This window comes from Pseudomonas marginalis, from assembly GCF_024169655.1.
GTDB lineage: Bacteria > Pseudomonadota > Gammaproteobacteria > Pseudomonadales > Pseudomonadaceae > Aquipseudomonas > Aquipseudomonas paraveronii.
The window spans coordinates 5,037,714-5,064,368 of sequence record NZ_JALJWV010000001.1 but is presented as its reverse complement, the minus strand read 5'-3'; the positions used below and the strand labels follow the sequence as shown (position 1 = coordinate 5,064,368).

Genomic DNA, 26,655 nt, shown 5'->3' with positions numbered 1-26,655 from the left:
TTTTCTTGTTGTTGTCAGCTCAGCGGCCAGTGGTGTTGACAGGCTTGGCGTACCGCCTTGGCGCTGCTCAGGTCGAGCAGGCCCAGGCTCAGTTGCCGGCATTGCGCCGCGTCCAGGTGGCGGACGCGGTCCTTGATTTCGCCGATCTGCGGCGGGCTGACCGACAGCTCGCTGACCCCCAGCCCGACCAACACCGGCGTCGCCAGCGGGTCGGACGCCAGGGCGCCGCACACGCCGACCCAACGCCCGTGTTTGGCCGCGCCCGTGCAGGTCTGGGCGATCAACCGCAGCAGTGCCGGGTGCAGGGCATCGACCCGTGCGGCGAGGCCGGCGTGGTCGCGGTCCATGGCCAGGGTGTACTGGGACAGGTCATTGGTGCCGATGGACAAGAAGTCCGCATGCTCGGCCAGTTGTTCGGCCATCAGCGCAGCGGCGGGCACTTCGATCATCACCCCCAGTTCCGGACGCTGGGTCAGTTCCAGCTCGACGCACAGTTCATCGAGGCGCTGGCGGATCTGCAGCAGTTCGTCGACTTCACTGACCATCGGCAGCAGGATGCGGCAGCGCGCCAGCGGGCTGACTTGCAGCAGTGCGCGCAGTTGCTGGTCGAGCACCTCGGGGCGCACCTGGGCCAGGCGAATGCCGCGCAGGCCCAGCACCGGGTTGGCCTCGACCGGCAGCGGCAGGTAGTCGAGCTGTTTGTCGCCGCCCACGTCGATGGTGCGGATGATCACCGACTTGTCGCCCATCGCGTCCAGCACGGCTTGATAGGCCTGGCGCTGTTCCTGTTCATCCGGTGCGGTGCGGCGGTCGACGAAGAGGAATTCGGTGCGCAGCAGGCCGATGCCATCGGCGCCGTTTTCAAACGCCACTTGGGCCTCGGCGCTGGAGGCGACATTGGCGGCGACTTCAATGGTCATGCCGTCGCGGGTGTTCGCCGGCAGTCGGGCCTGGGTCTGTTGCGCTTGGCGGCGCAGGTTCTGCGTGTCGCGAATCCGGTGGACTTCGGCGTGGCGCGCGTCGCTGGGTGCCAGTTCCAGGCGACCGTTGGCCGCGTCGAGTACCACGCGTTGGCCTTGGGGCACATCGAGCACTTCGGCGCCCAGCGCCACCACGCACGGCAAACCTTTACCCCGGGCCAGGATCGCGACATGGGAGGTGGCGCCGCCCTCGGCCATGCAGATGCCGGCGGCCTGTTGCGCGCTCAGTTGCAGCAGGTCCGAGGGCGTCAGTTCATGGGCGCTGACAATCGCCCCGGCGGGCAACTCGAGGTGCCACGCTTCACCCAGCAGCGCCCGCAGTACGCGTTGTTGCAGGTCGCGCAGGTCGTTGGAGCGTTCGGCCAACAGCGGCTTGCCCAGGCCCAGCAACACCGCGCATTGCGCCTGGATCGCATCGCGCCAGGCGTGGGTGGCGGCGCTGCCGTGTTCGATGGCGTGGGTGGCGGCGTCCAGCAGGGCCGGGTCTTCCAGCAAGGCGAGGTGGGCGGCAAAGATGTCTTCTTCTTCGACATTTTTGCGTTGGCGGGCGAGGTCCAGGGTGCTGCGGATTTCGCCGCGCACGTGTTCAAGGGCCGCATCCAGCCGTTGCAGTTGTTCGTCGGCGCAGTGATTGCCGGGATCGGCCGGTAACTCAATGCCGCTCAGGCGGAACAGCGGCCCGCAGACCAAGCCCGGCGCCGCGCAGACGCCTTGCAATACACCGGCTTCGGTCGGCGTGCGACGGGGTGCGACGGCCGCCGGCGCGGGAGGTTCGTCGCTGATCGCTACCGACAGCGCGGCGACCAGTGCCTGCACCGCCGCCGCACAATCCTTGCCACGGCTGGTGACGCGGACCTCGTCGCCTTCGCCGATGCCCAGCCCCATCAGGCCAATCAGGCTGTCGCACGCTGCCGACTTGCCGGCGAAATGCAACTGCGTCTGGCTGCTGAACGCCTGGGCGGTCTTGCGGATCAATGCTGCCGGACGCGCATGCAAGCCGCCGCGGTGGGTGATGCGCACGCTGGCGCTGACTTGCGCGACGGAGTTATCCACAGCTGTTTGCGGCGCTACGCAGGAACGCAGCGCCACGCGCGCCAGCGGTTCACCGCGCTTGACCGAATGGAGCGCCAGCGGTGTCAGTTCGAAGCGCTCGCTGTTGGTGAGAATGATCAGGCTGACCAGGCTTTTGCACTGGCGCGCAATCCGGTCCAGATCGAACTGTATCAGCGCCTGGCCCTTGCTCACCCGTGCGCCGTTCTTCACCAGCAGGGCGAACCCTTCGCCGTTCAACTCCACGGTGTCGATGCCCACATGCATCAACAGCTCGGCGCCGTTCTGCGCGCGAAGCGTCAGCGCATGCCCGGTGCGCGCGACATGGATGATCTCGCCGTCGCACGGTGCGTACAGGCTATCGTTCAGCGGATCGATGGCCAGGCCGTCACCCATGGCGCCGCTGGCGAACACCTCGTCGGGGACGTTACCCAGGGCCAGCACCGGGCCGCTTAAGGGCGCGCAGAGGGTCAATTCATTATTGTTGTTGGACATGGGCACGGTACTCATCAGGAAATCGCGGTACGCCACTCAGTGGGTGCGGGTCACTTTGCTCAGGTGGCGCGGCTGGTCAGGGTTCATGCCGCGGGCGAGCGCCAGGCCGGCGGCCATGACATAGAAACTCTGGATGGCCAGGATCGGGTCCAGGCTCGGGTGTTCGGCGCAGCTCAGGGTCAGGTCGCGTTCGGTGATATCGTCCGGCGCGGCGAGCAACACGCGGGCGCCGCGTTGGCGCATATCGGCGGCCAGGCTCAACAGCCCGGCTTGCTCGGCGCCGCGTGGGGCGAAGATCAGCAGCGGGTAGTTGGCGTCGATCAAGGCCATCGGACCGTGACGCACCTCGGCGCTGCTGAAGGCTTCGGCCTGGATCGCCGAGGTTTCCTTGAGCTTGAGCGCGGCTTCCTGGGCGATGGCAAACCCCGCGCCACGGCCGATCACCATCAACTGCTGGCAGTCGCGCAGGGCGTCGATGGCTTGCGTCCAGTCCTGCTTGGCTGCTTCGCGCAGGCCCTCGGGCAGTGCGCGGCAGGCGTGCAGCAGGTCGGCTTCCTGGTTCCAGTGGCCGATCAACAGCGCGCTGGCGCTGAGGGTCGCGATAAAGCTCTTGGTCGCGGCCACACTGAGTTCCGGGCCGGCGCACAGCGGCACGTGGAATTCGCAGGCGGCTTCCAGGGGCGAATCTTCGGCATTCACCAGCGAGATACTCAAGGCGCCGCGTTTGCGCAGTTGGCGCAGGCTGTCGACCAGGTCCGGGCTCTGGCCCGACTGAGAGAAGCCGAACGCGACCTGGCCGCTGACCTGCAACGGCGCTTGCAGCAGGGTCACCACCGACATCGGCAACGACGCCACCGGAACGCCCACGTGCTGCATGGCCAGGTAGGCGAAGTAGCTCGCGGCGTGGTCGGAACTGCCACGGGCGATGGTCATCGCCACTTGCGGCGGCTGGCGGCGCAGGCGGTTGGCGATGTCTTGCAGGCGCGGGTCCAGGCGTTGCAACTGCGCGGCTACGGCGTCGCAGGAGGCGAGGGCCTCTTCAAGCATTTTTGAGGACAATGGTTTCTCCTTCGACCATGACGTCGGTGAGGTGCAGGGAGCGGTCCAGGCGCACGCAGTCGGCAAAGCTGCCGGGTTGCAGGCGGCCGCGTTCTTCCAGGCCCAGGTAGTCCGCCGGAAATTGCGACAGGCGTTGTGAGGCTTCGCTGATGGGCAGGCCAATCTTCACCAGGTTGCGCAGCGCCTGATCCATGGTCAGGGTGCTGCCGGCCAGGGTGCCGTCGGCCAGGCGCACGCCGCCCAGGCATTTGGTCACGGTGTGGCTGCCCAGCTTGTATTCGCCGTCGGGCATGCCGGCGGCGGCGGTGGAGTCGGTGACGCAGTACAGGCACGGGATCGCGCGCAGGGCCACGCGCATGGCGCCGGGGTGTACGTGGAGCAGATCCGGGATCAATTCCGCGTACTGCGCGTGGGCCAGCGCCGCGCCGACGATGCCGGGCTCGCGGTGATGCAGCGGGCTCATGGCGTTGTACAAATGGGTGAAGCTGGTGGCGCCGGCGGCGAGGGCGGCGACGCCTTCTTCATAGCTGCCCAGGGTGTGGCCGATCTGCATGCGCACGCCGCGTGTACTGAGGGCGCGGATCAGGGCGTCATGCCCGGCGATTTCCGGGGCGATGGTGATCACCCGGATCGGCGCCAGGCGCAGGTAGGTTTCCACTTCTTCCATCAATGCGGTGTGGGCGAAGTTGGGTTGTGCGCCGAGTTTGCCGGGATTGATGTAGGGCCCTTCCAGGTGTACGCCGAGGACCCGGGCGCTGCCGCTCAGGCGCTGCTCGCAGAAACTGCCGAGCTGGCCGAGCACGCTGGTGATCTCATCCACCGGCGCGGTCATGGTGGTGGCCAGCAGCGAGGTGGTGCCGAAGCGCACGTGGGTGCGGGTGATGGTTTCGAAGGCGTCGGCCCCTTCCATGATGTCTTTGCCGCCGCCGCCGTGGACGTGCAGGTCGATAAACCCCGGCAGCAGGTAGGGCAAGTCGTTGTCGGCCGGGTTGCAAGGCGCGCCTTCGATGGCGATCACTTTGCCGTGCTCGTGCGCGAGGTGGCCGCGAATCCAGCCATGGGGCGTGAGGATATTGTCTTCGGACATGGGCAGTTCTCTGAGGCCGCGGTGCGCGGCAAAGGCCTATCGCCGCAGTTCTGCGACAAAGTCGTAGTAGTCGTTGCGACAGTAGGTGTCGGTGATTTCGATCGGGGTGTTGTCGGCGGTGTAGCCGACGCGGGTCATCAGCAGCATGGCGGTGCCGGGGGCGATGCCGACCAGTGCGGCGAACTCGTCCGAGGCGTTGATCGCCTGGATATGCTGCAGGGCGCGCACGATGGGTTTGCCGATGCCCTCCAGGTACTCGTAGAGGGAGTGGCCGATGGCCTGCGGTTGCGGCAGCACCGAGGCGGGCATGGCGGTCATTTCGATTGCCATCACCGTGTCGTCGGCTTTGCGCAGGCGTTTGAGGCGCGTCACCTTGTCGGTCGGCGACAGGCCCAGGCGGATCAGTTCTTCATGGGTCGGCGCGCTGATGTCGCGTTCCAGCCACTGGGAGCTGGGCACAAACCCCTTGAGTCGCAGCATCTCGCTGAACCCTGACAGGCGCGACAGCGGCTGTTCCAGCCGAGGGGTGATAAAGGTGCCGGAGCCTTGGCTGCGACGGATCAGGCCTTGGGCAAGCAAGACTTCCAGGGCTTTGCGGGCGGTGACGCGCGAAAGGCTCAACTGCTCGCTGAGGGCGCGTTCCGACGGCAGGGCCTGTTCGGATTTCCACTGGCCGGCGTGGATCGCCGCTTCCAGGTTGCGGGCCAGTTGCAGGTACAGCGGCGTGGATTGCTTGTCGTCGGGACGCAGCGTCAGGATGGGGTTCATCTGTCAGGTTTCCGATGCGGTTATTAGAGTGTTGTCGCCCGGTATTGGTCGGAAACTAATACCACTTAAATACCATGTCAATGCTGCCAAAACGCTGTAAGTCCAGGTTTCAGGGCGTCTTAACGGTGCTTGGCATCAAGTGGTATTAGAGAGGTCTTTAAGGCGCGCAGAGCTGCGCGGCCTGCGGGGTGAATTGGTATTCACCGGCAGGCGCTGCCGAGGGCGGGAAACTTTTTTTAGTTAATTGACCGAGGGGCGAGGGTTACGGGCGGATCTCGATCAGGGTGCCGTCTTTGACCAGGTTCCAGACTTCGCGCATGTCGACGTTACGCATGCCGATGCAGCCGTCGGTCCAGTCCAGGGTGTGGAACCACTGCTCCGGGTACTCCGCGCTGTCGGGCGTGCCGTGGATCATGATCATGCTGCCGGGGTTCACGCCCTGGCGGCGGGCACGGGCGGAATCGCTGATATTGGGGTAGGAGATATGCATGGACAGGTTGTAGCGGTCGCTGGTTTTGCGCCAGTCGATCCAGTACAAGCCTTCCGGCGTGCGGCGGTCGCCTTCGAACAGCTTGGTGCCCTTGGGGTTTTTGCCCAGGGAGATACGGTAGGTCTTGAGGGGTTTGCCGTCGTTGATCAGTTGCAACTGATGGGCGGACTTGAGCACCAGAATTTTTTCGACCGTTTTGCCGCCCAGGGTTTCCAGGGTGGTGGCTGAGGACAACGTGGCGAACGACAGGCAGAGCAAAGCAAGCAACCAACGCATTAAAACGATTTCCCTTGGACGACGATCTGCCGGTTTGTTATTGGGCGGGCTGGGACAGCGGCGGCACAGCTTCGTTGCGCACCGGGAACGACCGTAGGCGACGGTCGGCGAAGAAGTATTCTAAGGTACGCCCGACCGTGCGGAAAGCCAGCTCGGACCAAGGGATGTCGGCCTCATCGAACAGTCGCACTTCCAGGCTTTCGGGGCCTGCGGCGAAGTCCAGGTCAATCAGCTCGGCGCGGTAGAAGACATGCACCTGGCTGATATGCGGCACGTCGATCAGGGTGTAGAGGTTCAGGTTGCGTACATGGGCGCAGGCTTCTTCCATGGTCTCGCGCATGGCGGCCTGTTCCATGGTCTCGCCGTTCTCCATGAAGCCGGCGGGCAGGGTCCAGTAACCCCGGCGGGGCTCGATGGCGCGGCGGCACAGCAGTACTTGATCGCCCCACACCGGCACCGTGCCGGCGACGATATTGGGATTCTGGTAGTGAATGGTCTGACAATTATCGCAGACAAAACGCAGACGTGCGTCGCCTTCGGGAATGCGTTGGGTGACCGGTTTACCGCACTGGCTGCAGAAATTCATGCTGGGGTTCCTGGAAAGTCTGCCTATCTTGGCGTGGGCGGCAAGGCCCTGCAAGTTGTCGTTTCGCGACAGCCCTCAGGTTTTGGGGTTGGGCACCCGCGCGCTTTGGTGCATGATGCAAGGTAGCCAACAGATCGAGATGACTCATGCTGGACGAGCTACTTCGCCGGGTAAGCAATCACACACCGCAACAGCTTGAGACCGACGGGCGTTTCCCCGAGGCCGCCGTGCTGGTGCCGATTACCCGCAGTGACGAACCCGAGCTGATCCTGACGCTGCGCGCCAGCGGCCTGTCCACCCACGGTGGCGAAGTGGCCTTTCCCGGCGGGCGCCGCGACCCCGAAGACCCGGACCTGATCTTCACCGCCCTGCGCGAAGCCGAAGAAGAAATCGGCCTGCCGCCGGGCCTGGTTGAGGTGATCGGCCCGTTGAGCCCGTTGATTTCCCTGCATGGCATTCGGGTCACGCCCTACGTTGGTGTCATCCCGGACTACGTCGAATACCTGGCCAACGACGCCGAAATCGCCGCCGTCTTCAGCGTGCCCCTGGAGTTTTTTCGCCAGGATCCGCGCGAGCATACGCACCGCATCGATTACCAGGGCCGCAGTTGGTATGTGCCGAGCTATCGGTTCGGCGAATACAAAATCTGGGGTTTGACGGCAATCATGATCGTCGAGTTGATCAATCTGCTTTATGACGATGCCGACATCAGCCTGCACCAGCCGCCCAAGAGCTTCATCCATCTATAAGCCATCGTTTAAATGGCCAGCCGTGAGGACACATCATGAAATACCGCCTGGGCGACGCCCGCGTCGAGACGCATCCACACAGCTGGGTGGCGCCGAATGCCACGTTGGTGGGCAAGGTCAAGCTGGAGGAGGGCGCCAATGTCTGGTTCAACGCGGTGTTGCGTGGCGACAACGAACTGATCCTGATCGGCAAGAACAGCAATGTGCAGGACGGCAGCGTGATGCACACCGACATGGGTTACCCGCTGACCCTGGGCACCGGTGTGACCATCGGCCATAACGCCATGCTGCATGGCTGCACCGTCGGCGATTACAGCCTGATCGGCATCAATGCGGTGATCCTCAACGGCGCGAAGATCGGCAAGTACTGCATCATCGGCGCCAATTCGCTGATCGGCGAAGGCAAGGAGATTCCCGATGGCTCCCTGGTCATGGGCTCGCCGGGTAAAGTGGTGCGCGAATTGACCGAGGCGCAGAAGAAGATGCTCGAGGCCAGCGCTGCGCACTATGTGCATAACGCCCAGCGTTATGCGCGGGATCTGGCTGAGCAGGAAGAATGAACCCGTCAGAACGCCCTGTCGCCTCGCCGTGCGTGAACATTTGCGCGCTGGATGACGACGATATTTGCATCGGCTGCCAGCGTAGCGTGGCAGAAATCACGCGCTGGAGCCGCATGGACAACGCCGAGCGCCGGGTGGTGCTGGGGGTGTGTCATGAGCGGGCGGTGGCGGGTGGGTTGGTGTGGGTGATGCCTAAGAGTTCCGGTGCCTGATCGACTGCCATCGGGGGCAAGCCCCCTCCCACACTTAACCGCATTTAATCTGTAGGAATGCGATCAAAATGTGGGAGGGGGCTTGCCCCCGATGGGTCCCTCCCACACTTAACCGCATTTAATCTGTAGGAATGCGATCAAAATGTGGGAGGGGGCTTGCCCCCGATGGGTCCCTCCCACACTTAACCGCATTTAATTTGTAGGAATGCGATCAAAATGTGGGAGGGGGCTTGCCCCCGATGGGTCCTCCCAGACGACATCCCTGTAATTGTGTACCCTGTGCGGCATTACCCACAGGTCCATCCCCTCATGCTCTTCCTGATCGCCTACATCAGCAGCGTCGTGCTGATCAACTTCGCCTTTTCCACCGCGCCGCACCTGGACGTCATCTGGTCCGCCTGGGGCGGTCTGGTATTCATCCTGCGCGATATGGTGCAAACCCGCTTCGGCCACGGCGCGATCCTCGCCATGCTGGCGGCGCTGGTGCTGTCGTATATCACCTCCGACCCGTCCATCGCCCTGGCCAGCGCCACTGCGTTCGCGGTGTCCGAGTGCATCGACTGGCTGGTGTTCAGCATTACCAAGCGCCCGCTCCACGATCGCCTGTGGATAAGTTCGGCGCTGAGCATTCCCCTCGATACTTTTATCTTTTTCGGCTTGATCGGCGCCCTCACGCCCGCCGTGGTGGGCACCGCCCTGGCGTCGAAATTCGCCGGGGTCACGGCGGTCTGGCTGATCATGGCCTGGCGTATCCGCAAACGGGCCGTCGCCAACTGAAGCCAATCTGCACAGTTCATGTAAAATGCCGGCCTTTCTCCCCATGATCCGCTCCCCTGAGGACCTGAGATGACCCGAATCGGAACTCCATTGTCGCCAACCGCGACCCGCGTTTTGCTGTGTGGCTGCGGTGAGCTGGGCAAGGAAGTGGTAATCGAGCTGCAACGCCTGGGCGTTGAAGTGATTGCCGTGGATCGCTATGCCAACGCGCCGGCCATGCAGGTTGCCCATCGCAGCCATGTGATCAACATGCTCGACGGCGCCGCCCTGCGTGCGGTGATCGAAGCGGAAAAACCGCACTTCATCGTGCCGGAAATCGAAGCCATCGCCACCGCCACCCTGGTGGAGCTGGAGGCCGAAGGCTTCACCGTGATCCCGACCGCGCGCGCCGCATCGCTGACCATGAACCGCGAAGGCATCCGTCGCCTGGCCGCTGAAGAGCTGGACCTGCCGACCTCGCCGTATCATTTCGCCGATACCTTCGAAGACTACAGCAAGGCCGTGCAAGACCTGGGCTTCCCGTGCGTGGTCAAGCCGGTGATGAGCTCGTCGGGCAAGGGGCAGAGCCTGTTGCGCAGTACCGAAGACGTGCAGAAAGCCTGGGATTACGCCCAGGAAGGCGGGCGTGCCGGGAAGGGCCGGGTGATCATCGAAGGCTTTATCGACTTCGACTACGAAATCACCCTGCTGACCGTGCGCCACATCGGCGGCACGACCTTCTGCGCGCCGGTCGGCCATCGTCAGGAGAAGGGCGATTACCAGGAATCCTGGCAGCCTCAGGCCATGAGCCCGATTGCCTTGGCAGAATCCGAGCGGGTGGCCAAGGCCGTGACTGAATCCTTGGGTGGCCGTGGCCTGTTTGGCGTGGAGTTGTTCATCAAGGGCGATCAGGTGTGGTTCAGCGAAGTGTCGCCACGCCCGCATGACACCGGTTTGGTCACCTTGATTTCCCAGGACCTGTCGCAGTTCGCCCTGCACGCGCGCGCCATCCTGGGCCTGCCGATCCCGTTGATCCGGCAGTTCGGGCCGTCGGCGTCGGCGGTGATCCTGGTGGAAGGGCAATCGACCCAGACCGCTTTCGCCAACCTCGGCGCGGCCTTGAGCGAGCCGGACACGGCGTTGCGTCTGTTCGGCAAGCCAGAAGTGAATGGCCAGCGCCGTATGGGCGTGGCATTGGCGCGGGATGAGTCGATTGAAGCGGCTCGCGCCAAGGCGACCCGTGCGGCTCAGGCGGTTGTTGTAGAGCTCTAAAAGCATCGGGGGCAAGCCCCCTCCCACATGTGACCGCGTTCAAGCTGTAGGAACGTGGTCGAGTGTGGGAGGGGGCTTGCCCCCGATAGCGATCTATCAGGCAACCTTGTTCAAATCGTTATCCCGCGTCTCTTTCAGGCACAGCACCGCAATCAAGCTCAGCAACGCTGCCGCCGACACATACCCGCCGACATAACTCAGCCCACCCATCGCCACCAGCTTGGTCGCGAAGAACGGTGCCGCCGACGCGCCGACGATCCCGCCCAGGTTATACGCCGCCGAAGCGCCGGTATAACGCACGCGGGTCGGGAACAGTTCCGGCAGCAACGCGCCCATCGGGGCGAAGGTCACGCCCATCAGGAACAGCTCCAGGGCCAGGAATAGCGCCACCGCCCAGGTCGAACCGTGGGTCAGCAACGGCTCCATGGTGAAACCCGACAGAATGGCCAGCACTGCACCGACTATCAGCACCGGCTTGCGCCCGAATCGATCGCTGGCCAAGGCTGCCAGCGGCGTCGCCAGGCCCATGAACAACACGGCAAAACACAGCAACCCGAGGAATGTCTCGCGGCTGTAGCCCAAGGTCGACACGCCGTAGCTCAAGGAAAATGCCGTGGTGATATAGAACAGCGCATAGCACACCACCATCGACGCGGCGCCCAGCAGCACTGGCATCCAATGCTGGCTGAACAGCTCGACCAACGGCACTTTTACCGGCGCTTCTTTCGCCACGGCATTGGCGAACACCGGGGTTTCATGCAGCTTCAGCCGCGCATACAGGCCGACCATCACCAGTGCGGCGCTGAGGATGAACGGGATGCGCCAGCCCCAACTGCGGAACTGCTCGTCGTTCAGGTTCATGGCCAGGATCAGGAACAGGCCGTTGGCCGCCAGGAAGCCAATCGAAGGACCGAGTTGCGGGAACATGCCGAACCACGCGCGTTTGCCCTTCGGCGCGTTCTCGGTGGCGAGCAACGCCGCACCGCCCCATTCCCCGCCCAGCCCCAGGCCCTGGCCAAAACGCAGCACGCACAACAGAATCGGGGCCCAGGCGCCGATGCTGTCATACCCCGGAAGCAAGCCGATCAGCGTGGTACACACCCCCATCAGCAGCAGCGAAGCCACCAGCGTCGACTTGCGGCCGATGCGGTCGCCAAAGTGGCCGAACAGCGCCGAACCCAGCGGGCGGGCGATGAACGCGATGCCAAAGGTCAGGAACGACGCGAGCATCTGCGCGGTGCCGGAGGTCTGCGGGAAGAACACGGGGCCGATCACCAGCGCGGCCGCAGTGGCATAGATATAGAAATCGTAGAACTCAATGGCGGTGCCGACGATGCTTGCGGTGGCGACGCGGGCGGTCGAGTTGGTCGGGGCGGCGGTCGCAGCCTCGTTATAGGTGGTGCTCATGGAGGTATCCCTGACGGTCAGTGCGCGTTTGGACGCGGATTATTATTGGTCGAACACCCCAGGATCAGGGTTGTGAGCGGAGCGGCTCGGGATGGGAGCGAACGCCGGTCAGACATGGCAAGGCGGTGCCTGGACGCGCTCGGTGCGGGTAGCACGCGGTCGGGCGGGGCTTGGGTAAGCCGACCCGATTATAGGAAGGGGGTTGCGCATCCAACAAGGGGGTGAATCCGATCTACTGCACACAGTTTGAAGTGTGTTGCGTCAGAGGAGTTACGCGGCGACCGGCACGCGGCTGGTGTGCCAGATCAGTACCTTGCTCACCCGGTTGTCCTCGGTCTCGAGGATTTCCAGGCGGTAGCGGCCGATTTTCAGGCACACCGCGCAATCGGGAATGGTTTCCAGCGCTTCGGTCACCAGGCCATTGAGGGTCTTGGGGCCGTCGCAGGGCAGGTGCCAGCCCAGGCTCTTGTTCAATTCGCGGATCGAGGCGGCGCCGTCGATGATATAGCGGCCGTCCGGTTGCGCTTCGATATGCGGGTTGTCAGCACTCTGTTCGCTTTCGAATTCGCCGACGATTTCTTCAAGAATGTCTTCCAGGGTGACGATGCCTAGCACTTCGCCGTACTCGTCCACCACCATGCCCAGGCGCCGCTGCTGCTTGTGGAAGTTCAGCAGCTGCAGTTGCAGGGGCGTGCTTTCCGGGACGAAGTAGGGTTCGTAGCAGGCGGCGAGCAAGCTCTCCTTGGTCAGGCTGGCATCCAGCAACAGGTGCTGGATCAGCCGGGTGTTGAGCACGGCTTCGACCTGGTTGATGTCGCTGTGGAACACCGGCAGGCGGGTGCGCTGGGAGCTGCGCAGTTGCTCGATGATCGCGTCGAGCGAGTCGTCCAGGTTAATGCCATCCACTTCGCTGCGTGGCACCAGGATGTCGTTGACGGTGATGTTGTCCAGCGCGTGGATGCCGGGCATGCCGGGCGTGCGACTTTCATCGGCCTCGGGTTCGGGTTCGTCATCATGCTCGGGCTGCGGTTCGTCGCTTTTTTTCACCACGCCGGGCGTGCGTGCGAAGGGGCGCAGCAACAGCAGGCTGATGCCATTGAGCAGCCAGGCGAGGGGATAGAGGATTTTCAGCGGCACGCCCAGCAGGGCATTGCCGAAGCCCAGCACCGCTTCCGGATGGCGGGTGGCCAGGGCGCGGGGTAGGTAATCGGCCAGCACCAGCAGGATGCTGCAGGAGACCAGCCAGCCAAGCCATGCGCCGTTTTGCGCCCAGGCGTAGATCGCCAGCAGGGTACAGAGGATCACCACGCCGGCACGGCACAGGGTGTTGCAGAGGATCATGCTGTGGCGTGGGAAGTTCAGGCGGGCGGCGGCCTTGTCGCCCTGGCGTGTACCAGGGCGCAGGGCCAGCAGGTGCTGTTGCGCGGCTTCGATGGCGGTAAACAGCGCCGCCCACAAAACCAGCAAGGCGATTACCGCGAGCATCGGCCCTAAGGGCAAGTTATCCATGATCGCTGCCCGTCAGATATGCAGGATGTATTCGCGAACCAGCTTGCTGCCGAAATAGGCCAGCATCAGCAGGCAGAAACCGGCCAGGGTCCAGCGGATTGCCTTGTGCCCGCGCCAGCCAAGGCGGTTGCGGCCCCACAGCAGCACGCTGAACACCACCCACGCCAGGCACGCCAGCAGGGTTTTATGCACCAGGTGCTGGGCGAACAGGTTTTCGACGAACAGCCAGCCGGAGATCAGCGACAGCGACAACAGCGTCCAGCCGGCCCACAAGAAGCTGAACAGCAGGCTTTCCATGGTTTGCAGCGGCGGGAAGTTCTTGATCAGGCCGGACGGGTGCTTGTGCTTGAGCTGGTGGTCCTGCACGAGCAGGAGCAACGCCTGGAACACCGCGATGGTGAACATGCCGTAGGCCAGGATCGACAGCAGGATGTGCGCAAGAATGCCCGGTGCTTCATCGATCACCTGCACCGTGCCGGTGGGCGCGAATTGCGCCAGCAGCACCGTCAGCATCCCCAGGGGAAACAGCAGCACCAGCAGGTTTTCCACCGGGATGCGTGCGCAGGCGATCAGCGTGAGGGCGATCACGGCGGCGGCGATCAGGCTGGCGGCGCTGAAAAAATCCAGGCCCAGGCCGACCGGCGTCATCAAGTGGGTGAACAGGCTCGCGGCATGGGCCAGCAGGGCGAGGACGCCAAGGCCTGCCAGCAGGCGCGTGTCGGCCTTGGCGCCTTGCGCCAGGCGAGTGCCTTGGTAGAGGGTCGCAGCGGCGTACAAAAAGGCGGCGGCGAGGCTGGGTAGTAAACTGGGTGACAAAGGGAGCATAAATCCTGTTAGGCAAGCCCGAAAGGCGCTGAGTTTGGCATACACCTGCGTTCCACGAAAGACTCCAGGGCCAGACAGCGGGTGTGCATGTGCGCAGTCTTCGCTATAATCCGCGACCTGCCCACGCCGCAGGCTCGCCGAGCGCTGTTTTTAATAGCGATTTACCACAGCCTGGGCCGCCATTACCTCGGTCTACCATAGGGCCTGAAAGGATCGCGCATGTTTGAAAACTTGACTGACCGTCTCTCGCAGACGCTGCGCCACGTAACCGGCAAGGCCAAGCTGACCGAGGACAATATTAAAGACACCCTGCGTGAAGTGCGCATGGCGTTGCTGGAAGCCGACGTGGCCTTGCCTGTGGTCAAGGACTTCGTCAACTCGGTCAAAGAGCGCGCGGTCGGCACCGAAGTGTCCCGCAGCCTGACGCCGGGCCAGGCCTTTGTGAAAATCGTCCAGGCCGAACTCGAAAGCCTGATGGGCGCGGCCAACGAAGACCTGAACCTCAGCGCCGTGCCGCCGGCCGTCGTGCTGATGGCCGGTCTGCAAGGTGCGGGCAAGACCACCACCGCCGGCAAGCTGGCGCGCTTCCTTAAAGAACGCAAGAAAAAAACCGTGATGGTGGTATCGGCCGACGTGTACCGTCCGGCGGCCATCAAGCAACTGGAAATGCTTGCCGGCGAAGTGGGCGTGACCTTCTTCCCGTCGGACCTGAGCCAGAAGCCGGTCGATATCGCCAACGCGGCGATCAAAGAAGCCAGGCTGAAATTCATCGACGTGGTCATCGTCGATACCGCCGGTCGCCTGCACATCGACGAAGAGATGATGGGCGAGATCAAGGCGCTGCATGCTGCGATCAACCCGGTCGAGACGCTGTTCGTGGTCGACGCGATGACCGGCCAGGATGCGGCCAACACCGCCAAGGCCTTTGGTGACGCACTGCCGCTGACCGGCGTGATCCTGACCAAGGTCGACGGCGACGCCCGTGGTGGTGCCGCGCTGTCGGTGCGCGCCATCACCGGCAAGCCGATCAAGTTCATCGGTATGGGCGAGAAGAGCGACGCGCTCGAACCGTTCCACCCTGAGCGTATCGCTTCGCGTATCCTCGGCATGGGTGACGTACTCAGCCTGATCGAGCAGGCCGAAGCGACGCTCGACAAGGACAAGGCCGATAAACTGGCCAAGAAGCTGAAGAAGGGCAAGGGCTTCGACCTCGAAGACTTCCGCGATCAGTTGCAACAAATGAAGAACATGGGCGGCCTTGGCGGCCTGATGGACAAGCTGCCGAATATGGGCGGTGTGAACCTGGCGCAAATGGGCAATGCCCAGGGCGCAGCAGAGAAACAGTTCAAGCAGATGGAAGCCATCATCAACTCCATGACCCCGGCCGAGCGCCGCGACCCTGAGCTGATCAGCGGTTCGCGCAAGCGTCGGATCGCCATGGGCTCCGGCACCCAGGTGCAGGACATCGGTCGCTTGATCAAGCAACACAAGCAGATGCAGAAGATGATGAAGAAGTTCTCCGCCAAAGGCGGAATGGCCAAGATGATGCGCGGCATGGGCGGTATGTTGCCCGGCGGCGGCATGCCCAAGATGTAAAGAATTCGAGCGGGAGCGTGCTCCTGCTCCGACCCACAGGGATGTGGGATCTCCAGCAAACCCGCCGTCTGGCGGGAGCTGACTTGCCGTTTTAACCGACGGCTCTATAGCAGATCTGAATGGCACGCTGATAGGCGCCAGAAAAAGACATTTGCAAAAGTCCGGATATTCCTTAGAATATGCGGCCTTTCGGGCACCTATGCCCGCTGTGCATTTAGATTTGCAGCACCGACTACAGGAACGATGTTCACATGCTAACAATCCGTCTTGCCCTTGGCGGCTCCAAAAAGCGCCCGTTTTACCACTTGACCGTAACCGACAGCCGCAACCCGCGTGACGGTTCGCACAAGGAACAGGTTGGTTTCTTCAACCCTGTTGCTCGTGGTCAAGAAGTTCGTCTGTCCGTGAACCAAGAGCGCGTAGCCTACTGGCTGAGCGTTGGTGCACAGCCTTCCGAGCGTGTTGCCAAGTTGTTGAAGGACTCGGCTAAGGCCGCAGCCTGAGCAATATGAACGCGACGCCAGCTGTTGCTGATGATTTGATCGTTATCGGCAAGATTTATTCTGTTCATGGCGTTCGCGGCGAAGTGAAGGTGTATTCCTTTACTGATCCGACAGAAAACCTGTTGCAGTACAAAACCTGGACGCTCAAGCGCGAGGGGAATGTGAAACAGGTCGAGCTGGTCAGTGGACGCGGGAGCGATAAGTTCCTGGTCGCAAAGCTCAAGGGTCTTGATGATCGTGAAGAAGCTCGTCTTCTGGCCGGTTATGAGATCTGCGTGCCGCGCAACCTGTTCCCTGAATTGACCGACGGCGAGTACTACTGGTACCAGCTGGAAGGTCTGAAGGTTATTGATCAACTCGGGCAACTGTTCGGGAAAATCGATCATCTTCTGGAAACCGGCGCCAATGATGTAATGGTGGTCAAGCCTTGCGCTGGCAGCCTGGATGATCGCGAGCGCCTATTGCCCTATACCGAGCAATGCGTGTTGGCCATCGACCTGGCCGCGGGCGAGATGAAGGTGGAATGGGACGCGGACTTCTAAGCGTGGCTAATTTGCGCATTGAAGTGATCAGTTTGTTTCCCGAGATGTTCTCCGCCATCAGCGAGTACGGCATCACCAGTCGGGCGGTGAAACAGGGGCTCTTGCAGCTCACCTGTTGGAACCCGCGAGACTACACGACGGATCGACATCACACTGTGGACGATCGCCCATTTGGCGGTGGCCCGGGCATGGTGATGAAGATCAAGCCCCTGGAAGACGCGTTGGTTCAGGCCAAGGCTGCCGCCGGGGAGAAGGCGAAGGTAATTTACCTGTCCCCTCAAGGCCGTCAGCTGAAACAGGCGGCGGTACGCGAACTGGCGAATGAGGAAGCACTGATCCTGATTGCCGGTCGCTATGAAGGCATTGACGAGCGTTTTATTGAAGCTCATGTCGATGAAGAGTGGTCGATTGGGGACTATGTCCTGTCTGGCGGTGAGCTGCCGGCGATGGTCCTGATAGATGCGGTTACACGACTGCTGCCTGGAGCTTTAGGGCATGCGGACTCCGCGGAGGAAGATTCCTTCACGGATGGTTTGCTGGATTGCCCGCACTACACCCGACCGGAGGTGTATGCGGATCAGCGTGTTCCCGACGTATTGCTAAGTGGCAATCACGCACACATCCGGCGTTGGCGTTTACAGCAGTCCCTTGGTCGGACCTATGAACGACGCGCCGATCTTCTGGAAAGCCGCTCGCTTTCTGGAGAAGAGAAGAAGCTGCTCGAGGAATACATCCTCGCGCGGGACGATAGTTAACAACGTATCGATGGTAGGTCCATTGACTTACCTTAGGAGCACAGCATGACTAACAAAATCATCCTTGCACTCGAAGCAGAGCAGATGACCAAAGAGATCCCTACCTTTGCCCCGGGCGACACCATTGTCGTTCAGGTGAAAGTGAAGGAAGGCGACCGTTCGCGTCTGCAAGCGTTCGAAGGCGTGGTAATCGCCAAGCGTAACCGTGGTGTGAACAGTGCTTTCACTGTTCGTAAAATCTCCAACGGTGTTGGCGTAGAGCGTACTTTCCAGACCTACAGCCCGCAAATCGACAGCATGGCCGTTAAGCGTCGCGGTGACGTGCGTAAAGCCAAGCTGTACTACCTGCGTGACCTGTCCGGTAAAGCAGCTCGCATCAAGGAAAAACTGGTTTAAGTCCAGCTTCCCGATGCAGAAAAAAAGCAGCCTACGGGCTGCTTTTTTTGTGCCTGGAATTTGTTGGCTGATCCGAGGCCGAGTCGCGGCTATCGCGGGCAAGCCAGTTCCCCCATTTGATTATCAGTGGTCATAAAATCGATGCGCGACACAAATCCCATGTGGGAGCTGGCTCGCCTGCGATAGGATCTACCAGACAATCCAGTCGTCAACCTGAGCCCACATGCCCGCCATCGACCACCCTCTGATCGACCGCTTCCTCGACGCCCTATGGCTGGAAAAAGGCCTGTCGGACAACACCCGCCAGGCCTACCGCAGCGATCTGGCCCTGTTCAACGGCTGGTTGCAGGAAAAAAACCTGGAGCTGATCAATGCCGGACGTGAGTTGATCCTCGATCACCTGGCCTGGCGTCTGGAGCAGAACTACAAGCCGCGTTCCACAGCCCGATTCCTTTCTGGTGTGCGTGGCTTTTATCGCTACCTGCTGCGGGAAAAACTCATCGCCCTCGACCCGACGTTACAGGTCGATATGCCGCAATTGGGTCGGCCATTGCCCAAATCCCTGTCGGAAGCCGATGTCGACGCCTTGCTCGCCGCCCCGGACTTGAGCGAAGCCATTGGCCAGCGCGACCGTGCCATGCTCGAAGTGCTGTACGCCTGCGGCCTACGGGTGACCGAGCTGATCAGCCTGACCCTTGAGCAAGTCAACCTGCGCCAGGGCGTGCTGCGGGTGATGGGCAAGGGCAGCAAGGAGCGGTTGGTGCCGATGGGGGAAGAAGCGATTGTGTGGGTCGAGCGCTACATGCGCGATGCGCGCGGTGAGCTGCTCGGTGGGCGCCCCAGTGATGTGCTGTTCCCCAGTCTGCGCGGTGAGCAGATGACCCGCCAGACCTTCTGGCACCGCATCAAGCACCAGGCCAAGGTGGCGGGGATCGGCAAGAGCCTGTCGCCGCATACTTTGCGCCATGCATTTGCCACGCATTTGCTCAACCACGGCGCGGATTTGCGCGTGGTGCAAATGCTCCTTGGCCACAGCGACTTATCCACAACCCAGATCTACACCCATGTGGCACGAGCGCGCTTGCAGGATATGCATGCCAAGCACCATCCGCGTGGCTGAAAACCGCCAAATTATCCCGCCACGGGCTGCCCTGCGGCCCAACTGTGGTAGGCTTTGCCGGTTAGCAAAGGGTACGGCGTGACTTGTGATTACAGCCCCGTGTTTTCAGATCGGTGTTCCGCACGCCTGTCCCTGCATCTGCCTTCAGGAGTTCCCATGCGCTTGACCCAGATTATTGCCGCCGCAGCCATTGCGTTGGTTTCCACCTTTGCCTTCGCCGATGACGCTGCCGAGCAGACCATTCGCAAGAGCCTGGCCAACCTGCAACTCGATACACCGATCGAAAGCATCAGTGCCAGCCCGATGGCCGGCCTGTACGAAGTCAAGCTCAAGGGCAGCCGCGTGCTGTATGCCAGTGCCGACGGCCAGTACATTGTCCAGGGCTACCTGTTCCAGTTGAAGGACGGTAAACCGGTCAACCTGACCGAGAAAGCCGAGCGGCTGGGCGTGTCCAAGCTGATCAACGGCATTCCGGTAGCTGAAACCGTGGTCTACCCGGCCATCGGCGAGACCAAGACGCACATTACCGTGTTCACCGACACCACCTGCCCGTACTGCCATAAGCTGCACGCCGAAGTGCCGGCGCTGAACAAGCTCGGTGTGGAAGTGCGCTATGTCGCGTTCCCGCGCCAGGGCCTGGGCTCGCCGGGTGACGAGCAGTTGCAGGCAGTCTGGTGCTCGGCCGACAAGAAAGCGGCCATGGACAAGATGGTCGACGGCAAGGAAATCAAGGCGGCCAAGTGCGCCAATCCGGTTTCCAAGCAGTTTGCCCTGGGCCAGTCCATTGGTGTGAACGGTACACCGGCCATCGTTTTGGCTGACGGCCAGGTGATTCCGGGCTATCAGCCGGCACCGCAAGTTGCCAAACTGGCACTGAGTGCCAAATAAACCAGCATCGTCGAACCTTTGACGATCATGGCCCTTCGATAAGTCGATGGGCCATTAATTGAAAGCCGCGGTTGTGCGGCTGTTTTCCACGGCCGACCTCGCGTCGGCCGTTTCATGGGGAGTTCTTCAGTGAAACCGGTCAAAGTAGGCATCTGTGGGTTAGGGACCGTCGGTGGCGGCACCTTAAACGTACTTCAGCGTAATGCTGAAGAAATTTCCCGCCGTGCAGGGCGCGGGATTGAAGTGGCGCAGATTGCCACGCGTTCGCCAAAGCCTCAGTTCGAAACGACCGGTATTGCGATTACCAACGATGTCTTCGCCGTGGCGACCAACCCTGACATCGATATCGTCATCGAGCTGGTAGGCGGCTATACCGTGGCCCGCGAGCTGGTGCTCAAGGCGATTGAAAACGGCAAGCATGTGGTCACTGCCAACAAGGCGCTGATCGCCGTGCATGGCAACGAGATCTTCGCCAAGGCGCGTGAGAAGGGCGTTATCGTGGCGTTCGAAGCCGCGGTGGCTGGCGGTATCCCGGTGATCAAGGCGATCCGTGAAGGCCTGTCCGCCAACCGCATCAACTGGGTGGCTGGCATCATCAACGGCACCGGTAACTTCATCCTCACTGAAATGCGCGAGAAGGGTCGTACCTTCGAAGACGTGCTGGCCGAAGCCCAGGCCCTGGGTTACGCCGAAGCCGACCCGACCTTCGACGTTGAAGGTATCGACGCGGCGCACAAGCTGACCATCCTCGCGTCCATTGCCTTTGGTATCCCGTTGCAGTTCGAGAAGGCCTACACCGAAGGCATCACCAAGCTGACCACTGCCGACGTGAACTACGCCGAAGCCCTGGGTTACCGCATCAAGCACCTGGGCGTGGCGCGCAGCACACCGGCCGGTATCGAGTTGCGTGTACACCCGACACTGATCCCGGCCGACCGCCTGATCGCCAACGTCAATGGCGTGATGAACGCCGTGATGGTCAACGGTGACGCCGCCGGTTCGACCCTGTTCTACGGCGCCGGCGCCGGCATGGAGCCGACCGCTTCGTCGGTGATCGCCGACCTGGTGGACGTGGTTCGCGCCATGACCTGCGACCCGGAAAACCGCGTGCCGCACCTGGCCTTCCAGCCGGATTCGCTGTCGGCCCACCCGATCCTGCCGATCGAAGCGTGCGAAAGCGCCTACTACCTGCGGATACAGGCCAAGGATCACCCGGGCGTATTGGCCCAGGTTGCCAGCATCTTGTCGGAGCGCGGCATCAACATCGAGTCGATCATGCAGAAGGAAGTCGAGGAGCAGAACGGCCAGGTGCCGATGATCCTGCTGACTCACCGCGTGCTTGAGCAGCACATCAACGATGCCATCACCGCCCTGGAAGCCTTGCAAGGCGTAGTGGGGCCGGTGGTACGGATTCGCGTCGAACACCTGAACTAACCGATTTGTTCCAGGGGCCCCGTGTGATCGGCGGCCTCTGTTCGAGAATGTTTTTGAGGAGCCAGTCATGCGTTACATCAGCACCCGCGGCCAGGCACCGGCCCTGAATTTCGAAGACGTCCTGTTGGCAGGCCTTGCCACCGACGGCGGCCTGTACGTGCCGGAAAACCTGCCACGCTTCACCCAGGAAGAAATCGCTTCCTGGGCCGGCCTGCCGTATCACGAACTGGCGTTCCGGGTGATGCGCCCGTTCGTCACCGGCAGCATTCCGGATGCGGATTTCAAAAAGATCCTGGAAGAGACATACGGCGTGTTTTCCCACAGCGCCATCGCGCCTCTGCGCCAACTGAATGGCAACGAGTGGGTCCTTGAGCTGTTTCACGGTCCGACCCTGGCGTTCAAGGACTTCGCCCTGCAACTGCTGGGCCGCCTGCTCGATTACGTGCTGGAGAAGCGCGGCGAGCGCGTGGTGATCGTCGGCGCCACCTCCGGTGATACTGGCTCGGCGGCCATCGAAGGCTGCAAGCATTGCGAAAACGTCGACATCTTCATCCTGCACCCGCACAAGCGTGTGTCGGAAGTACAGCGTCGGCAGATGACCACCATTTTTGGTGAGAACATCCACAACATCGCCATCGAAGGCAACTTCGACGACTGCCAGGAAATGGTCAAGAACAGCTTCGCTGACCAGAGCTTCCTCAAGGGTACGCGCCTGGTCGCGGTGAACTCGATCAACTGGGCGCGGATCATGGCCCAGATCGTCTACTACTTCCACGCCGCGCTGCAGTTGGGTGGCCCGGCACGTTCGGTGTCGTTCTCGGTGCCGACCGGCAACTTCGGCGATATCTTCGCCGGCTACCTGGCGCGCAACATGGGCCTGCCGATCAACCAGTTGATCGTCGCTACCAACCGCAACGACATCCTGCACCGCTTCATGAGCGGCAACCAGTACGTCAAGGAAACCCTGCACGCCACACTGTCGCCGTCGATGGACATCATGGTGTCGTCGAACTTCGAACGCCTGCTGTTCGACATGCACGGTCGCAACGGCGCTGCCATCGCCGAGCTGATGAACAGCTTCAAGAGCGGTGGTGGTTTCAGCGTCGATCAAGAGCGCTGGACCGAAACCCGCAAGCTGTTCGACTCCCTGGCCGTGGACGATGCACAAACGTGCGAAACCATCGCTGAAGTCTATGCCCAGACCGGCGAGCTGCTGGACCCGCACACCGCTATCGGCGTGAAGGCCGCGCGCGAATGCCGTCGCAGCCTGGACATTCCGATGGTAATCCTCGGCACCGCGCACCCGGTCAAATTCCCGGAAGCGGTGGAGAAAGCGGGTGTTGGCAAGGCGCTGGAGTTGCCGGAGCATCTGGCCGACTTGTTCGAGCGCGAAGAACGTTGCACCGTGCTGCCGAATGACTTGAAGGCGATGCAGGCGTTTGTCAGCCAGCATGGCAATCGTGGTAAGCCGCTGTAAGGCAAACTGCTGGCGCTTCGGCGCAGACAAAAACGCCGCTTTCCCTTCCTTGGGTCAGCGGCGTTTTTTTTCTGGCAGGCCCGACAGTGTGCTGGTTACAACAGTAATTTAATGGCCATTCCGGTAATTGAAGCAATTGTTGCGACAACGGCCATCGCTACACCCATGGGGTACCAAAACGTCTCACAGGTTATCTTCAAGGACTCCGCGTTGAGCTTGCCTTGCTCGGCATGCATGCGTGAAATTTCGGCATAGATGCGAGATACATCAGCATGCATCTTCTCCATCGACGCTTGTTGTTCGTTGTGTTCCACCATCATGTTCATCCTTAGCAATAAGGGCCTTTGACATGCACTTCTAGCTGTGTGACAGCGTGATCAGCGCTTACTGAGTATAGGGTTCACCCTCAGCCGCGCTGCAGGGCGAACCCTGAAACGGCAACCCATTGGGTAAGCAGTTATGTGCGGCCGTTTTTTCGTTGTCATGTTGCAAGCGCATGCTGGATCAAGTCACTCCCTGACGGCTCCATAAAGACGAAAAAGCGAACTTTCCTACGTCACAACCAGTCACTTAGGAGAGAGGCAGCCCCCGTTGAAGCGATTGTTCCCGAACTATTGAGTGGTGATCGAAATGGAAAGTATCCGCCTATTGCTCGAAGAAGCGCTGAGCCCTTATCAGGTTACGCTGACCACCGCCGGTGTGCAGGGCGAGTGCCTGGTGACCGTAAAGAATCCTGCCGGTGCTATCGTGGTCGAGCGTGATGTCGACCGGGCGCAACTGACCGACAAGCGCGTGCTGGTGGATGTCGTGGATTGCCTGCTGCGCGACCTGAAAATTGCCGAAGGGCGCCTGGAACCCTCGGTGATCGCCGCCTTGCGCAATGCTGCCCAGACCCGCAGCAGCGCCCTCGCATGAAGAATTGTTTATCCGCGGAAACTTCCTACTGCGTGGCTGGTCTGATTTAGTAACAGCAAGAGCAGACATTGTGCTCCGGTGTTTGTGACTTGCTGTACTGGTCTTTGTAGGCCACGTTTAACCCCGAAGTGTCTCCCCACTCTTCGGGGTTTCTTTTTGCCCGCGATTTATCACGGGGTGGGCGCTTCTTCATAGAATCGCTGATGGTCCAGCAGGTATTGCTCACGCAGGGCCGGGTCGAGCCATGACGCGTAGGAACGTAGCAACTGCGCCTGCGGCAGGTCGCCCAGCAACTGGTTGATACGCGCCATGACCTGGCGCCCCTCGGGCGTATCCGAACAGCCGATATGGATGTGCTGATAGGGCGTGGTGCCGGCAATCGGATAAAACGCCAGCGCCTCGGGATCAATACCTTGCTGCAATGCGTGATAGCGAATTTCGGTCCAGTAACCCAGTACCCCTTCCAGGCGTCCCAGGCGCTGCATTTGCAGCAGGCTGCCCAAGGCGTCGTTGCCGTAGTGCATCACCCGATTGTGCGTGTCGCCATGCCGCAACATGCCGTCGATGAATGGCCCGTAACTGCGCTCGGCGATGATGCCCAGGCGTGTGCTCTTGTCCCGTAGCATCGCTTCCAGGTCGACCTTGCCTTGCGCAACAAAGGGCGCCAACACGTCCCGGTTTTGCTGGCGGACGACCACGCCATTGCTCACCACGGAAAACGCCTGGTCGGAATATACAATCCATTGGGTCCGCTCCGGCGTCCACATCAGGGTAGGGTCGCAGGTGAGGGAGGGCGCCTGGAGCATCTGCATGCTCCGGGCACGGTTGACGTGCTGGACCTGGTGCTGATACTCCGGCAGGTGCTCCATCAGCATCGGCAACAATTCGTCGATGGCGCCCTGGCCTTTTTGCGGACCGTCGAAGATCGTCAGTGGTGGCAGGTCTCGCACCAGCCAGATCAAGGTTTGCGCCGCCTGGGTCGGCAGCGGCAAAAGTCCCAGCAAAGGGGCGCACAGGCGCAACAGCCAACGGCGAGCCACTATCTTGAGCGCACCATCAGATCGCTCCTTGCTCACGCAAGCGGATGATGGCAGCCGCGTCATAGCCCAACTCTCCCAGTACCACGCTGTTGTGTTCGCCCAGTTGCGGCCCCACCCACTCACAACTGCCCGGCGTGTCGGAGAGCTTGGGCACGATACCTGGCATCTTGAAGGCCTTGCCGTCGGGCAGTTGCGCGTTGAGGAACATTTCCCGCGCCAGAAATTGCGGGTCCCCGAGCATGTCTTCGGCGCTGTAGATGCGACTGGCCGGCACCTCAGCCTTGTTGAGCTGCTCGATCACGTGTTCCAGCGATAGCGAATTGACCCAGCGATCAATCACGCCATACAGCTCGTCGCGGCGCTCGTCACGCCCGTCATTACTGGCCAATTGCGGGTCGTTGGCCAAATCCTCGCGGCCGATGGCGGACATGAAGCGTTTGAAGATCGCATCGCCATTTGCGCCGATCTGCACATGCTTGCCGTCCGCGCTGGTGTGGATCGAGGACGGTGTGATGCCGGGCATGATGTTACCGGTGCGCTCGCGAATGAACCCGAACACATCGAACTCCGGAATCATGCTTTCCATCATGGCGAAGATGGCTTCATACAGTGCCACATCAACCACCTGGCCCAGCCCGCCGTTGACCTCGCGGTGTCGCAACGCCATCAGCGCGCCGATCACCGCCCACAGGGCGGCAATGGAGTCGCCGATGGAAATACCGGTGCGCACCGGCGGGCGGTCTTCAAAACCGGTGATGTAACGCAGCCCGCCCATCGATTCGCCGACCGCGCCAAACCCCGGCTGATCTTTCATCGGCCCGGTCTGGCCAAAGCCCGAGAGGCGCACCATCACCAGCTTCGGGTTCAGTGCGTGCAGGATGTCCCAGCTCAGGCCGAGCTTTTCCAGGACGCCGGGGCGGAAGTTTTCGATCAGGATGTCGGCGTCCGCCAGCAACTGCTTGAGGATCGCCAGGCCGTCCGGGTGTTTGAGGTTCAGCGTCAGTGATTTTTTGTTGCGCGCCTGCACGAACCACCACAGCGAGGTGCCTTCGTACAACTTGCGCCATTTGCGCAGCGGGTCGCCGCCGTCCGGGGATTCGACCTTGATCACTTCGGCGCCGAACTCGGCGCAAATGCGTGAGGCGAACGGGCCGGCGATCAGGGTGCCGAGTTCGATGACCTTCAGGCCGGCAAGCGGTTTGGCGTTAAACGACATGAGGAACCTTTCATACGCAGCACAGTGGTGTAATGCCTTTTAACATAGCCGAGGGGCGCAGGGATAAGGATGATGCAGCGCAGCATTCGTTGAATAGCCTCGCCATCGGTTAGACTGCCAGCCTTTTCCTGTCTCTAGAAGTCCGTTCATGGCCCAGCCGTCCACGACCTACAAATTCGAACTCAACCTCACCGACCTCGATCGCTCGGTGTACGAGAGCGTCAAACAGACCATCGCCCGCCACCCTTCGGAAACCGAAGAGCGCATGACCGTGCGCCTGCTGGCCTACGCCCTTTGGTACAACGAGCAACTGTCGTTCGGCCGTGGTCTGTCAGATGTAGACGAGCCAGCCCTGTGGGAAAAAAGTCTGGATGATCGGGTTTTGCACTGGATCGAAGTCGGCCAGCCCGATGCCGACCGCCTGACCTGGTGCTCGCGTCGCACCGAACGCACCAGTCTGCTGGCTTACGGCAGCCTGCGCGTGTGGGAAGGCAAAGTGGTTCCGGTGGCGAAAAACCTGAAAAACGTACACATCGCTGCCGTACCGCAAGAAGTCCTCGAGACCTTGGCCAAGGACATGCCCCGCGTGATCAAGTGGGATGTGATGATCAGCGAAGGCACGATCTTCGTCACCGACGACCGCGGCCAGCACGAAGTGCAACTGCAATGGCTGGTCGGCGAGCGCGGTTGAG

28 protein-coding genes are annotated in these 26,655 nt (G+C 61.7%); 16 read left to right on the top strand and 12 right to left on the bottom strand.

The annotated features are described in order from the left end of the window. Nucleotides 1-14: 14 nt before the first annotated feature. The 6 genes from ptsP to J2Y83_RS23245 form a co-directional block, all read right to left on the bottom strand. Nucleotides 15-2,525: a phosphoenolpyruvate--protein phosphotransferase gene (gene ptsP / locus J2Y83_RS23270; RefSeq protein ID WP_253398658.1), complete on the bottom strand. Its 2,511-nt coding sequence runs from the start codon at nt 2,523-2,525 to the stop codon at nt 15-17. Between the two features lie 36 nt (nt 2,526-2,561). Then, nucleotides 2,562-3,572 carry an SIS domain-containing protein gene (locus J2Y83_RS23265; RefSeq protein WP_253400440.1) on the bottom strand — a complete coding sequence of 337 codons (1,011 nt, stop codon included), beginning with the start codon at nt 3,570-3,572 and terminating at the stop codon, nt 2,562-2,564. Further along, entirely contained in the window at nt 3,565-4,671 is a 1,107-nt protein-coding gene (gene nagA / locus J2Y83_RS23260) for an N-acetylglucosamine-6-phosphate deacetylase (protein WP_253398656.1), read from the bottom strand. The genes J2Y83_RS23265 and nagA overlap by 8 nt, the downstream gene beginning before the upstream one ends. Nucleotides 4,672-4,707: 36 nt before the next feature. After that, the gene (locus J2Y83_RS23255) at nt 4,708-5,439 is read right to left on the bottom strand and encodes a GntR family transcriptional regulator (RefSeq protein WP_247405475.1); all 732 of its coding nucleotides are present in this window, start codon (nt 5,437-5,439) and stop codon (nt 4,708-4,710) included. 262 nt (nt 5,440-5,701) lie between these two features. Further along, nucleotides 5,702-6,205, bottom strand: coding sequence for a L,D-transpeptidase family protein (locus J2Y83_RS23250; protein ID WP_253398647.1), 504 nt, complete (start codon nt 6,203-6,205; stop codon nt 5,702-5,704). Between the two features lie 37 nt (nt 6,206-6,242). Then, the gene (locus J2Y83_RS23245; RefSeq protein WP_253398645.1) at nt 6,243-6,791 is read right to left on the bottom strand and encodes an NUDIX hydrolase; all 549 of its coding nucleotides are present in this window, start codon (nt 6,789-6,791) and stop codon (nt 6,243-6,245) included. Between the two features lie 146 nt (nt 6,792-6,937). Between J2Y83_RS23245 and J2Y83_RS23240 the strand changes: the two genes are divergently transcribed. From J2Y83_RS23240 to purT, 5 genes are all read left to right on the top strand, one after another. Then, nucleotides 6,938-7,540 carry a CoA pyrophosphatase gene (locus J2Y83_RS23240; RefSeq protein WP_253398643.1) on the top strand — a complete coding sequence of 201 codons (603 nt, stop codon included), beginning with the start codon at nt 6,938-6,940 and terminating at the stop codon, nt 7,538-7,540. Between the two features lie 35 nt (nt 7,541-7,575). After that, complete coding sequence (locus J2Y83_RS23235; protein WP_253398635.1) at nt 7,576-8,100, top strand: gamma carbonic anhydrase family protein; 525 nt, start codon at nt 7,576-7,578, stop codon at nt 8,098-8,100. Then, nucleotides 8,097-8,312: a DUF1289 domain-containing protein gene (locus tag J2Y83_RS23230; protein WP_253398633.1), complete on the top strand. Its 216-nt coding sequence runs from the start codon at nt 8,097-8,099 to the stop codon at nt 8,310-8,312. Before J2Y83_RS23235 ends, J2Y83_RS23230 begins: the two co-directional genes overlap by 4 nt. Nucleotides 8,313-8,621: 309 nt before the next feature. Next, nucleotides 8,622-9,089: a VUT family protein gene (locus J2Y83_RS23225; protein ID WP_253398631.1), complete on the top strand. Its 468-nt coding sequence runs from the start codon at nt 8,622-8,624 to the stop codon at nt 9,087-9,089. 69 nt (nt 9,090-9,158) lie between these two features. Further along, on the top strand, nt 9,159-10,340 hold the full coding sequence (gene purT, locus J2Y83_RS23220; RefSeq protein ID WP_253398629.1) for a formate-dependent phosphoribosylglycinamide formyltransferase: 1,182 nt from the start codon (nt 9,159-9,161) through the stop codon (nt 10,338-10,340). 96 nt (nt 10,341-10,436) lie between these two features. On the opposite strand, the gene J2Y83_RS23215 is transcribed toward purT, so the two are convergent. The 3 genes from J2Y83_RS23215 to J2Y83_RS23205 form a co-directional block, all read right to left on the bottom strand. Then, nucleotides 10,437-11,747: an MFS transporter gene (locus J2Y83_RS23215; RefSeq protein WP_253398627.1), complete on the bottom strand. Its 1,311-nt coding sequence runs from the start codon at nt 11,745-11,747 to the stop codon at nt 10,437-10,439. A 270-nt stretch (nt 11,748-12,017) separates the two neighbouring features. Then, nucleotides 12,018-13,256, bottom strand: coding sequence for a transporter associated domain-containing protein (locus tag J2Y83_RS23210; RefSeq protein ID WP_253398625.1), 1,239 nt, complete (start codon nt 13,254-13,256; stop codon nt 12,018-12,020). Nucleotides 13,257-13,268: 12 nt separating this feature from the next. Beyond that, complete coding sequence (locus tag J2Y83_RS23205; protein WP_253398618.1) at nt 13,269-14,081, bottom strand: cytochrome C assembly family protein; 813 nt, start codon at nt 14,079-14,081, stop codon at nt 13,269-13,271. A gap of 219 nt (nt 14,082-14,300) precedes the next feature. On the opposite strand from J2Y83_RS23205, the gene ffh reads away from it, so the two are divergent. The 9 genes from ffh (at nt 14,301) to thrC (ending at nt 22,792) form a co-directional block, all read left to right on the top strand. After that, nucleotides 14,301-15,677: a signal recognition particle protein gene (gene ffh, locus J2Y83_RS23200; protein ID WP_253398610.1), complete on the top strand. Its 1,377-nt coding sequence runs from the start codon at nt 14,301-14,303 to the stop codon at nt 15,675-15,677. A gap of 251 nt (nt 15,678-15,928) precedes the next feature. Next, nucleotides 15,929-16,180: a 30S ribosomal protein S16 gene (gene rpsP / locus J2Y83_RS23195; RefSeq protein WP_003175899.1), complete on the top strand. Its 252-nt coding sequence runs from the start codon at nt 15,929-15,931 to the stop codon at nt 16,178-16,180. A gap of 5 nt (nt 16,181-16,185) precedes the next feature. Further along, complete coding sequence (rimM, locus tag J2Y83_RS23190) at nt 16,186-16,722, top strand: ribosome maturation factor RimM (RefSeq protein WP_253398603.1); 537 nt, start codon at nt 16,186-16,188, stop codon at nt 16,720-16,722. Continuing rightward, on the top strand, nt 16,704-17,477 hold the full coding sequence (gene trmD, locus J2Y83_RS23185; protein ID WP_024077235.1) for a tRNA (guanosine(37)-N1)-methyltransferase TrmD: 774 nt from the start codon (nt 16,704-16,706) through the stop codon (nt 17,475-17,477). The genes rimM and trmD overlap by 19 nt, the downstream gene beginning before the upstream one ends. A gap of 45 nt (nt 17,478-17,522) precedes the next feature. Then, complete coding sequence (rplS, locus tag J2Y83_RS23180; protein ID WP_054593850.1) at nt 17,523-17,873, top strand: 50S ribosomal protein L19; 351 nt, start codon at nt 17,523-17,525, stop codon at nt 17,871-17,873. A 223-nt stretch (nt 17,874-18,096) separates the two neighbouring features. Next, on the top strand, nt 18,097-18,993 hold the full coding sequence (xerD, locus tag J2Y83_RS23175) for a site-specific tyrosine recombinase XerD (protein ID WP_253398601.1): 897 nt from the start codon (nt 18,097-18,099) through the stop codon (nt 18,991-18,993). 156 nt (nt 18,994-19,149) lie between these two features. Beyond that, the gene (locus tag J2Y83_RS23170) at nt 19,150-19,881 is read left to right on the top strand and encodes a thioredoxin fold domain-containing protein (RefSeq protein ID WP_010207987.1); all 732 of its coding nucleotides are present in this window, start codon (nt 19,150-19,152) and stop codon (nt 19,879-19,881) included. 129 nt (nt 19,882-20,010) lie between these two features. Then, a complete protein-coding gene (locus J2Y83_RS23165; RefSeq protein ID WP_247396790.1) occupies nt 20,011-21,315 on the top strand; it encodes a homoserine dehydrogenase in 1,305 nt (434 codons plus the stop codon). A 67-nt stretch (nt 21,316-21,382) separates the two neighbouring features. Continuing rightward, nucleotides 21,383-22,792: a threonine synthase gene (thrC, locus tag J2Y83_RS23160; protein ID WP_253398599.1), complete on the top strand. Its 1,410-nt coding sequence runs from the start codon at nt 21,383-21,385 to the stop codon at nt 22,790-22,792. 95 nt (nt 22,793-22,887) lie between these two features. On the opposite strand, the gene J2Y83_RS23155 is transcribed toward thrC, so the two are convergent. After that, on the bottom strand, nt 22,888-23,109 hold the full coding sequence (locus J2Y83_RS23155) for a hypothetical protein (RefSeq protein WP_253400439.1): 222 nt from the start codon (nt 23,107-23,109) through the stop codon (nt 22,888-22,890). A 313-nt stretch (nt 23,110-23,422) separates the two neighbouring features. On the opposite strand from J2Y83_RS23155, the gene J2Y83_RS23150 reads away from it, so the two are divergent. After that, nucleotides 23,423-23,707, top strand: coding sequence for a DUF3509 domain-containing protein (locus tag J2Y83_RS23150; RefSeq protein ID WP_247396797.1), 285 nt, complete (start codon nt 23,423-23,425; stop codon nt 23,705-23,707). 170 nt (nt 23,708-23,877) lie between these two features. Here the strand turns inward: J2Y83_RS23150 and J2Y83_RS23145 are convergent, their stop codons facing one another. Next, the gene (locus tag J2Y83_RS23145) at nt 23,878-24,747 is read right to left on the bottom strand and encodes a TIGR02285 family protein (protein ID WP_253398598.1); all 870 of its coding nucleotides are present in this window, start codon (nt 24,745-24,747) and stop codon (nt 23,878-23,880) included. Nucleotides 24,748-24,763: 16 nt separating this feature from the next. Next, entirely contained in the window at nt 24,764-25,963 is a 1,200-nt protein-coding gene (locus J2Y83_RS23140; RefSeq protein WP_253398596.1) for a CaiB/BaiF CoA transferase family protein, read from the bottom strand. Between the two features lie 148 nt (nt 25,964-26,111). On the opposite strand from J2Y83_RS23140, the gene J2Y83_RS23135 reads away from it, so the two are divergent. Beyond that, on the top strand, nt 26,112-26,654 hold the full coding sequence (locus J2Y83_RS23135; RefSeq protein WP_247396803.1) for a YaeQ family protein: 543 nt from the start codon (nt 26,112-26,114) through the stop codon (nt 26,652-26,654). The last annotated feature ends 1 nt before the right edge of the window (nt 26,655 follow it).

What these genes read in the sequence shown, in the direction of transcription:
- J2Y83_RS23255 (WP_247405475.1), bottom strand. Translation starts at nt 5,439, where the DNA reads ATGAACCCCATCCTGACGCTGCGTCCCGACGACAAGCAATCCACGCCG.
- xerD (WP_253398601.1), top strand. Translation starts at nt 18,097, where the DNA reads ATGCCCGCCATCGACCACCCTCTGATCGACCGCTTCCTCGACGCCCTA.
- J2Y83_RS23205 (WP_253398618.1), bottom strand. Translation starts at nt 14,081, where the DNA reads ATGCTCCCTTTGTCACCCAGTTTACTACCCAGCCTCGCCGCCGCCTTT.
- rpsP (WP_003175899.1), top strand. Translation starts at nt 15,929, where the DNA reads ATGCTAACAATCCGTCTTGCCCTTGGCGGCTCCAAAAAGCGCCCGTTT.
- J2Y83_RS23135 (WP_247396803.1), top strand. Translation starts at nt 26,112, where the DNA reads ATGGCCCAGCCGTCCACGACCTACAAATTCGAACTCAACCTCACCGAC.
- J2Y83_RS23225 (WP_253398631.1), top strand. Translation starts at nt 8,622, where the DNA reads ATGCTCTTCCTGATCGCCTACATCAGCAGCGTCGTGCTGATCAACTTC.
- J2Y83_RS23230 (WP_253398633.1), top strand. Translation starts at nt 8,097, where the DNA reads ATGAACCCGTCAGAACGCCCTGTCGCCTCGCCGTGCGTGAACATTTGC.
- J2Y83_RS23250 (WP_253398647.1), bottom strand. Translation starts at nt 6,205, where the DNA reads ATGCGTTGGTTGCTTGCTTTGCTCTGCCTGTCGTTCGCCACGTTGTCC.
- rplS (WP_054593850.1), top strand. Translation starts at nt 17,523, where the DNA reads ATGACTAACAAAATCATCCTTGCACTCGAAGCAGAGCAGATGACCAAA.
- J2Y83_RS23215 (WP_253398627.1), bottom strand. Translation starts at nt 11,747, where the DNA reads ATGAGCACCACCTATAACGAGGCTGCGACCGCCGCCCCGACCAACTCG.
- J2Y83_RS23240 (WP_253398643.1), top strand. Translation starts at nt 6,938, where the DNA reads ATGCTGGACGAGCTACTTCGCCGGGTAAGCAATCACACACCGCAACAG.
- thrC (WP_253398599.1), top strand. Translation starts at nt 21,383, where the DNA reads ATGCGTTACATCAGCACCCGCGGCCAGGCACCGGCCCTGAATTTCGAA.
- trmD (WP_024077235.1), top strand. Translation starts at nt 16,704, where the DNA reads ATGGGACGCGGACTTCTAAGCGTGGCTAATTTGCGCATTGAAGTGATC.
- J2Y83_RS23265 (WP_253400440.1), bottom strand. Translation starts at nt 3,572, where the DNA reads ATGCTTGAAGAGGCCCTCGCCTCCTGCGACGCCGTAGCCGCGCAGTTG.
- J2Y83_RS23170 (WP_010207987.1), top strand. Translation starts at nt 19,150, where the DNA reads ATGCGCTTGACCCAGATTATTGCCGCCGCAGCCATTGCGTTGGTTTCC.
- J2Y83_RS23155 (WP_253400439.1), bottom strand. Translation starts at nt 23,109, where the DNA reads ATGGTGGAACACAACGAACAACAAGCGTCGATGGAGAAGATGCATGCT.
- ptsP (WP_253398658.1), bottom strand. Translation starts at nt 2,525, where the DNA reads ATGTCCAACAACAATAATGAATTGACCCTCTGCGCGCCCTTAAGCGGC.
- J2Y83_RS23140 (WP_253398596.1), bottom strand. Translation starts at nt 25,963, where the DNA reads ATGTCGTTTAACGCCAAACCGCTTGCCGGCCTGAAGGTCATCGAACTC.
- nagA (WP_253398656.1), bottom strand. Translation starts at nt 4,671, where the DNA reads ATGTCCGAAGACAATATCCTCACGCCCCATGGCTGGATTCGCGGCCAC.
- J2Y83_RS23150 (WP_247396797.1), top strand. Translation starts at nt 23,423, where the DNA reads ATGGAAAGTATCCGCCTATTGCTCGAAGAAGCGCTGAGCCCTTATCAG.
- ffh (WP_253398610.1), top strand. Translation starts at nt 14,301, where the DNA reads ATGTTTGAAAACTTGACTGACCGTCTCTCGCAGACGCTGCGCCACGTA.
- purT (WP_253398629.1), top strand. Translation starts at nt 9,159, where the DNA reads ATGACCCGAATCGGAACTCCATTGTCGCCAACCGCGACCCGCGTTTTG.
- J2Y83_RS23210 (WP_253398625.1), bottom strand. Translation starts at nt 13,256, where the DNA reads ATGGATAACTTGCCCTTAGGGCCGATGCTCGCGGTAATCGCCTTGCTG.
- J2Y83_RS23235 (WP_253398635.1), top strand. Translation starts at nt 7,576, where the DNA reads ATGAAATACCGCCTGGGCGACGCCCGCGTCGAGACGCATCCACACAGC.
- rimM (WP_253398603.1), top strand. Translation starts at nt 16,186, where the DNA reads ATGAACGCGACGCCAGCTGTTGCTGATGATTTGATCGTTATCGGCAAG.
- J2Y83_RS23245 (WP_253398645.1), bottom strand. Translation starts at nt 6,791, where the DNA reads ATGAATTTCTGCAGCCAGTGCGGTAAACCGGTCACCCAACGCATTCCC.